Source organism: Fretibacterium fastidiosum, assembly GCF_000210715.1.
GTDB classification, from domain to species: Bacteria; Synergistota; Synergistia; order Synergistales; family Aminobacteriaceae; genus Fretibacterium; species Fretibacterium fastidiosum.
In genome coordinates this window covers 2,627,511-2,633,788 of sequence record NC_021038.1, presented here as the reverse complement: position 1 = coordinate 2,633,788, position 6,278 = coordinate 2,627,511, and the positions used below count along the sequence as shown (strand labels likewise).

Genomic DNA, 6,278 nt, shown 5'->3' with positions numbered 1-6,278 from the left:
GACCGCCTGCAGAGGACGGCCGCCGTCTCCGCGCTGCTGGAGGGGAGGGTCGAGATGATCCGGGTGCACGACGTGAGGGAGAACCGCCAGGCGCTCTCGATGGCGCGGGCCATGCGAGGGGCGGCGCCATGGAGCCGTTAGCCCTCGCCCTGGGGGCCAACCTGGGGAACCGTCTGGCCAACCTGCGTCAGGCCCTCCACCGCCTCGAGGGGCTGGGCGCCGTCCTCAAGAGGAGCGACGTCTTCGAGACGGAGCCCTGGGGCATTACGGAGCAGCCCCGCTTTCTCAACGCCTGCCTCTTGCTGAAGACCGACCTCGACCCCGAGGCCCTGCTGGCCGCCGTAAAGGGAATCGAGCGCGACATGGGGCGCAGGGAGACCGTGCGGTGGGGGCGCGGAACATCGACGTCGACATCCTCCTCTGCGGTTCGCTTCTCTACGAGTCCCCGCACCTTCGGATTCCCCACGCCCACCTGGGGGACCGGGAGTTCGTCCTGGTCCCCCTGGCGCAAATTTTGCCCGACTGGCGCCACCCGGCGCTGGGACGAACGGTTGCGGACATGGCCCGGTCTCAGGCCTCGGACTGCCCGCCGCTCCGGATCGCGGCCCTGTGACCTGCCGGAGGTTCCCGAAAAAACGCCATTGACCAAAGGCGGCCTTTTGCCTATGATTATAGAGGCAGTTCGCAGGAGAGGGGCTCCGTCCGGGCGCGGGGGGCGGCGGCGGGAAGCGAAGGCCCTGAGACGCGGCGCCCCAATTCAAACCGAGGTGAGGAGGGATTCTCAATGGCAAAGTTCAGGTGTCTTGAATGCAAAAAGGAGTTTGAGGCGGAGGCCAACGACTCGTCGAAGCGCTGCCCCGAATGTCTGGGCCGCTACCTTGAGCTGATATCGGGCGAGATGAAGCGCGGGAAATCCTGGAGCGCCAAGAGCTACTCCGTCCGTTGAAGGAGCTGATCCGATTGCCAGCGGATATGCTGTCAAACGACCCTGCGGCCCACCCGCAGCCCTCCGCGGCGGAGACGCCGGAGGCGTCACTGCCGCACACGCCAGAGGTCGCGCCCGGCCTGGTGGAGGACGCACTCACGCAGGCGGCAGGGGGCGAACCGCCTGCCGCTGGAGCGCAGGAGGGCGACGCCCCAGGCTACGTAGCGCTGAAGTACACCTTCTTCACTCCAAAGCACGGGGACCTTTGCGGTGCCTTCTGTCTGATCTACGACGGACACAGCACGAAGACCGTCAACCAGACCCTGTGGCTGACGCGCGCGGACACCGAGATCACCTTCAAGCCCAGCGAGCCCTGGAGGTCCTTCATGAGGCTCCTCTCGCAGCTGGGGCCCTACGACGCGATATGGGGCGAAAAGCTCAACGCCATCCTGCCGGACCTCTTTCAGGAAGCCGACCGCGCGGAGCTCTTCGAGGAGGGCCGCCTCGACGCCAAGCGGGTGCTGCTCCGCATCGAAAACGATATCCGCCACGGGTTCGAGCGCGCCACGCACAACTTCTTCAACGTGGCCAGCGACGTGGAGTTTCTGACGCGGAAGGAGCTGGAGGAAGCGGGGCTGCTGACGCCCATGGAGAGCCCGTCCGGGGAGTCCGACGAGGCCGGGGGCGATGAGGAAAGGGCGGAAAAGCCCTTCGAGGAGACGATCGTTCAGTGCCTGCCCATCATCGATCCCGTCTGGGGAAAGGCGGCTTCGGAGCTCGCCCCCAACGACGTGGTGGAGGTCACCATCAAGAACAACGCGGGGACGGGCGGCCTGGTGCAGAAGTTTCTGGAGAGCACGAACCAGTCCCCAACCTTCCCCGTGGAGGAGATCGACCGTCGGAAGGACAAGACCTACATCTACCTGCGCATCAGTCCGGAGATCCTTGGACTGCTGACGCTGACAAAGGACCTGCGGCTGAAGACGAAGCGGGCCGTCGTCGAAAAGGAGCGGAAGGTGGTGGCCCTGGACGACCTCTTCTTCTTCGCCATGCTGGGGGTTTCGGTGGTGGGGCTCCTGCTGGCCGTTCGCTACCTCTTCATGTGACCTGCCCGCAGAGGCCCGATTTCCCAGCCCAATATCAAAGGCCCCCGGCGATGGTCGGGGGCCTTTGATATTTTAACTGTCTTTTCCTCGTGCGCTTCGGTCCGATCCGCAGGGAGGCCTCCGCTATCCGCGCTTCCGGCGCCTCACCAGTCCAAGGGCCGGGAGCGCCAAGAGCGCCGTGCCAAGCCCAAGGGCATCGCAGCTTCCGCCGCCGTTGTCGCCGCCGGCACCACCCTGGTCGCGGGGGCGCACCGTGAAGTTCAACAGCGGCGTCTGGGGCAGGATTCCTTTGTTGACGACATCGCCCGAGACGACCGACACCCCACCGCTGCGTTCATGAGAGAACTCGTAAGTCAGCGTGGCGTACTGTTCCGGGAACTTGGCGTTATCGTCCCCCCCCTGCTGCGTGGCCGTGACAGTAATGGGCGACGACGTCAGACGGTAGGGATAGGCGGTCAGGTCCAATTTGCCGTTAGGCATGCTGAGCGTGATGGCGTCTTTATTGGCCCCGCCGATCGTGGAAGTCCATACGTACACTCCGCGCCGATAATTGAGCTGGAGTTCTTCCGCCTTCTTAGCCCAGTCCTCCTTCACCTTCTTCGCTTTCTCCGGGAGGTAGTATTGCAGATCGCTGAAGTTGTCCAGGCTGCTCGCGGTCAGGCCTGGGAAATCCGCCGAGACGGCAGCCAAATCCGCAGGCGTGATGTCGATGGACACGGTGACCATCGCCTGGTTCCTGTAGGTGATCTCCGAGTAGTCGCCCGCGTCGATCCTGCCGTCCCTGTCGGTGTCTGTCACGTCGACGAAGAGATTCGCCCTCGTCTCAAGGATGAGGCCATCTCCCGTAAGGTCCCGGCCCGATTCCGTCGCGAAGTGGATGGCCTTCGGCATCGTGACGGAGTAGGAGAGGTCCACAGGATTGGGAGCGGTGTAGCCCTTCAAGACGGCCAACGCCTGACCCGACGGGGCGAGGACGCCCGCAACAAACGCCAAGAGAAACAGTACCGCATTGAACCTATTACGATACAATTCAATATCCCTCCAAGATTAAAGATAGACTGCTTAAACTTTACTACTAAAAAAGCAAAAAAACAACCTCTCTCTACACCAGGCGATCCGGAATCTCGTCCCCCGCCAGCAGGTCCTCCGGCGTCTCGCGCCGCACGATGAGGTCCGCCCGCCCGTCGCGGACGAGGACGACGGCGGGGCGGCAGAGCCGATTGTAGTTGCTGGCCATGGAGAAGGTGTAGGCCCCCGTGTTGAAGACCGCCAGCACCTCCCCCCGCCTGAGGGCGGGCAGGCGTGCGTCCTCGATCAGAACATCGCCGGACTCGCAGCACCTGCCCACGACGGAGACGCGGCTGCCGCTCCGGTCCGCCACCGCGTCGGGCCGCTCCGCCGAGACCGCCTCGTACACCGCGCCATAGAGCGGACGACGCGGGTTGTCCGCCATGCCGCCATCCACCGCCACGTAGGTGAGGCCCGGCAGCTCCTTGACGACCTCCACGCGGTAGAGGGTGATCCCTGCCTCCGAGACGATCCAGCGCCCCGCCTCGATGGACGCGACAGGACGCTTCAGTCCACGGGTCGCGCACTCCCGCTCCAGAGCCCCCATCATGGCGTCGGTGAAGAGGGCGATGGGGACGTGGGACTCCGACGGGTTGCTCCGCGCCCCATAGCCGCCCCCGAAGTTCAGCTCACGCAGCTCAAAGCCCAACCTGGCCCTCAGCTCCGCCGCCGCCTCCAGGACGCGGACCAGGGAGCGCAGGTGAGCGTCCGGCTCGAAGAGCTGCGAGCCCACGTGGAAGTGCAGGCCCAAAAGGTCCAGCCCACTCCGCGCCATCCCCCGCCGAACGGCCTCGAAAAGAAGGTCCCCCTCCAGGGGCAGGCCAAACTTGCTCCCAACCCGCCCGTGTCGATGAAGGCGTGCGTGTTGGCGGAAACCCCCGGCGCGACGCGCAGCAGGATCCGCGCCCGCCGGCCCCATCTCCTCCGCGAGGTCCGCCAGCACGTCGAGTTCCATCAGGCTGTCCACGACGATCCGCCCCACGCCGACCTCGAGGGCCGTCCGGAGCTCCACCTCGCTTTTCGCGTTGCCGTGAAGCTCGATGCGCTCCGGCGGGAAGCCCGCAGAGAGGGCCGTGCGGAGCTCCCCCAGCGACACGACGTCGAGGCCCAGCCCCTCCTGATCGACGATGCGGGCCATCGCGCGGGTGACGAAGGCCTTGCTGGCGTAGCAGGCGTCGGTCCCCGGCCAGCGCGACAGAAAATCCCGCCGAACCTCCGCGCACCGGGCACGGATCACGGCCTCGTCCAGGACGTAGAGGGGCGTTCCGAAGCTCCGCGCAAGCTCCACGCAGTCCGCCCCGCCCCAGAGAAGATGAGCCATCCAAACCCCTCCCGCTGCCGTTTTGAAGGCACTGCATCAACAAGAACACGCCGCTTGAGGGCGGTTGACCCCGCACCTAGAGCCTGAAGTCCCGAACGAGCTGCTGCGACCCGTCCGCCGTGGGGTTCGAGAGCCCCTCGGGGATGGGGAACTCGCCGAAGTTGTCCGACACCCCGACGCGCAGGGAGAGCAACGACTGCACGGCGCTCAGCTCCTGCAGGACGTGGGTGTCGCCCCTCCGGTTGTCCATCAGCCTCGACGAGTTCGTGACCCTGAAGGGTTCCTCGCCGAAGAAATCCATCCAGAAGGCGATCCGCCGGTTCACCTTGCCCAGGAGGAGCAGCCACCGCAGGAGCTCCATCTGAGAGAGTCCCCCCAGGGAGAAGAGCATGTGGACGAACAGGGACTTTGAGATCACCCCCTGAGCAGAGAGGTCGCGGGGCAGGGGCTTCTCCAGGTATTCCTCGACGCAGGCGAAGTCCGACGGGGTCTGAAAGGCCGACTTCTTGCTCATGCAGGCCAGGTACGCCGTCAGGAGCGCGGGCGACGCCTCCCGCGCGTTCTTCATCTTCGTGCGGATGTAGTGCCAGACGGTGAGCCCCGAGTCGATTTCGCAGGTCAGCGCCTTGGATGAGAACGGCAGGTACTGGTTCCGAAACATGGCGTCCACCAGCTTCTCGTCCACGATGTTCCTGTAGTGGACGCCCTCCGGGACCACGGGCACGAGGCACAGGGGAAACATGGGGTTGTAGGGCACGGTCCTGCGGCTCAGAACGCAGTCCCTGAAGTTGTCCAGCAGCGGCTGAAACGGGATGTTCCCCGTGTTGTAAAGGTAGAAGCGCGCCCCGGTGGTCAGGCCGGAGAGGAGCTTGTAGGTGAAATCCGTCTCGTTGGAGGCGTTGACCTCCATCGGGTTCGCCTTGTGCTTCAGAAGCCTCCTCATGATGTTCGGGTCGCAGGCAGCCATCAGCGCCGTGGAATCCCCATAACCCCGCGTATTGTAGTCCGCGTCCGCCCCAATGGAGAGGAGGCAGTCCACCGTCTGAGCGAACCCGCGGCGGGCCATCTCCATCAAAAACGTGTCCCGGCGTCCCGTCCCGAAGGAGGCCGAGTCGCACTTCCAGCCGTTTCGGGCCAGCTCGCCCACGACGCCCGCAAAGATGCGGTCCTTCAGGCCGTGAACCTCCCTGGGCTGCCAGCGGGAGACGCCGAAAATCTGAAGGAGCCGCGCGTCCGGCATGACGAGGAGGTCCGCCAGGAGCTCCCGCGTCTCGGACAGCTCCCGTGCCCGGATGATACGGGGTTTGATGGTTTCAAAATGAAGTTTTACAGCCGGCAAGGCAAACTCCCCCTCACGATGAAACGTCCTCCAGTACTCCGGCTCGCCCTCGAAGTTCCGCTGCGGCAAAAAAACGATCCGCGCCCCGCACAACTTCGATCGTCATGACGCCTGCCGGCACGGCCCTCAGATGTTATACTCAATGATAACACATTCCCCCCGCGCCGGCTCAAAAAGGCGCGGAGGATTGAGGAGAAATTATCGTTCCCGCAGCGATGCCGCACGGCCCACGAAACCTCCGCTGCGGCACGGGACACGACGCAAAGAGGGGCATTCCATGACGTTCACCCTGATCGACGAACCCGTTACACCATCGGCCGGAGCCCTGCGATGACGCCGCTCTGGGAGGACTTCATGCGCCTTGGGCCACTCGCCACCCTGCTCGTCAGGTTCCCCGCCGGGGACGTGGACATGTCTCCGGCGCTCCTCGCCGCGCTGCGCCTCACCCCCGACGCGAGGCCTCGAAGTCTCGAACAGTGGTGCGAGCTCTGCCATCCGGAGGATCACGGGCAGGCGCGG

5 protein-coding genes and 1 pseudogene are annotated in these 6,278 nt (G+C 65.0%); 3 read left to right on the top strand and 3 right to left on the bottom strand.

All coding sequences use genetic code 11. The features are described 5' to 3' along the window. Positions 1 to 128: 128 nt before the first annotated feature. From folK to SY1_RS11830, 3 genes and pseudogenes are all read left to right on the top strand, one after another. Positions 129 to 613: pseudogene (gene folK / locus SY1_RS12885) on the top strand (2-amino-4-hydroxy-6-hydroxymethyldihydropteridine diphosphokinase). A 171-nt stretch (positions 614 to 784) separates the two neighbouring features. Then, positions 785 to 946 (top strand): hypothetical protein, encoded by a 162-nt coding sequence (locus SY1_RS11835; RefSeq protein ID WP_015557162.1) that lies wholly within the window; start codon positions 785 to 787, stop codon positions 944 to 946. A 26-nt stretch (positions 947 to 972) separates the two neighbouring features. Beyond that, positions 973 to 2,031: a hypothetical protein gene (locus tag SY1_RS11830; protein WP_208873877.1), complete on the top strand. Its 1,059-nt coding sequence runs from the start codon at positions 973 to 975 to the stop codon at positions 2,029 to 2,031. Between the two features lie 123 nt (positions 2,032 to 2,154). On the opposite strand, the gene SY1_RS11825 is transcribed toward SY1_RS11830, so the two are convergent. From SY1_RS11825 to SY1_RS11815, 3 genes are all read right to left on the bottom strand, one after another. Next, positions 2,155 to 3,060 (bottom strand): hypothetical protein, encoded by a 906-nt coding sequence (locus SY1_RS11825; RefSeq protein WP_208873876.1) that lies wholly within the window; start codon positions 3,058 to 3,060, stop codon positions 2,155 to 2,157. Between the two features lie 73 nt (positions 3,061 to 3,133). After that, the gene (gene lysA / locus SY1_RS11820) at positions 3,134 to 4,420 is read right to left on the bottom strand and encodes a diaminopimelate decarboxylase (protein ID WP_015557161.1); all 1,287 of its coding nucleotides are present in this window, start codon (positions 4,418 to 4,420) and stop codon (positions 3,134 to 3,136) included. Between the two features lie 76 nt (positions 4,421 to 4,496). Then, complete coding sequence (locus tag SY1_RS11815) at positions 4,497 to 5,828, bottom strand: ankyrin repeat domain-containing protein (RefSeq protein ID WP_208873875.1); 1,332 nt, start codon at positions 5,826 to 5,828, stop codon at positions 4,497 to 4,499. Between the last annotated feature and the right edge of the window lie 450 nt (positions 5,829 to 6,278).

Coding starts and splice junctions, on each gene's coding strand:
- SY1_RS11830 (WP_208873877.1), top strand. CDS start 973: ATGCTGTCAAACGACCCTGCGGCCCACCCGCAGCCCTCCGCGGCGGAG.
- SY1_RS11835 (WP_015557162.1), top strand. CDS start 785: ATGGCAAAGTTCAGGTGTCTTGAATGCAAAAAGGAGTTTGAGGCGGAG.
- lysA (WP_015557161.1), bottom strand. CDS start 4,420: ATGGCTCATCTTCTCTGGGGCGGGGCGGACTGCGTGGAGCTTGCGCGG.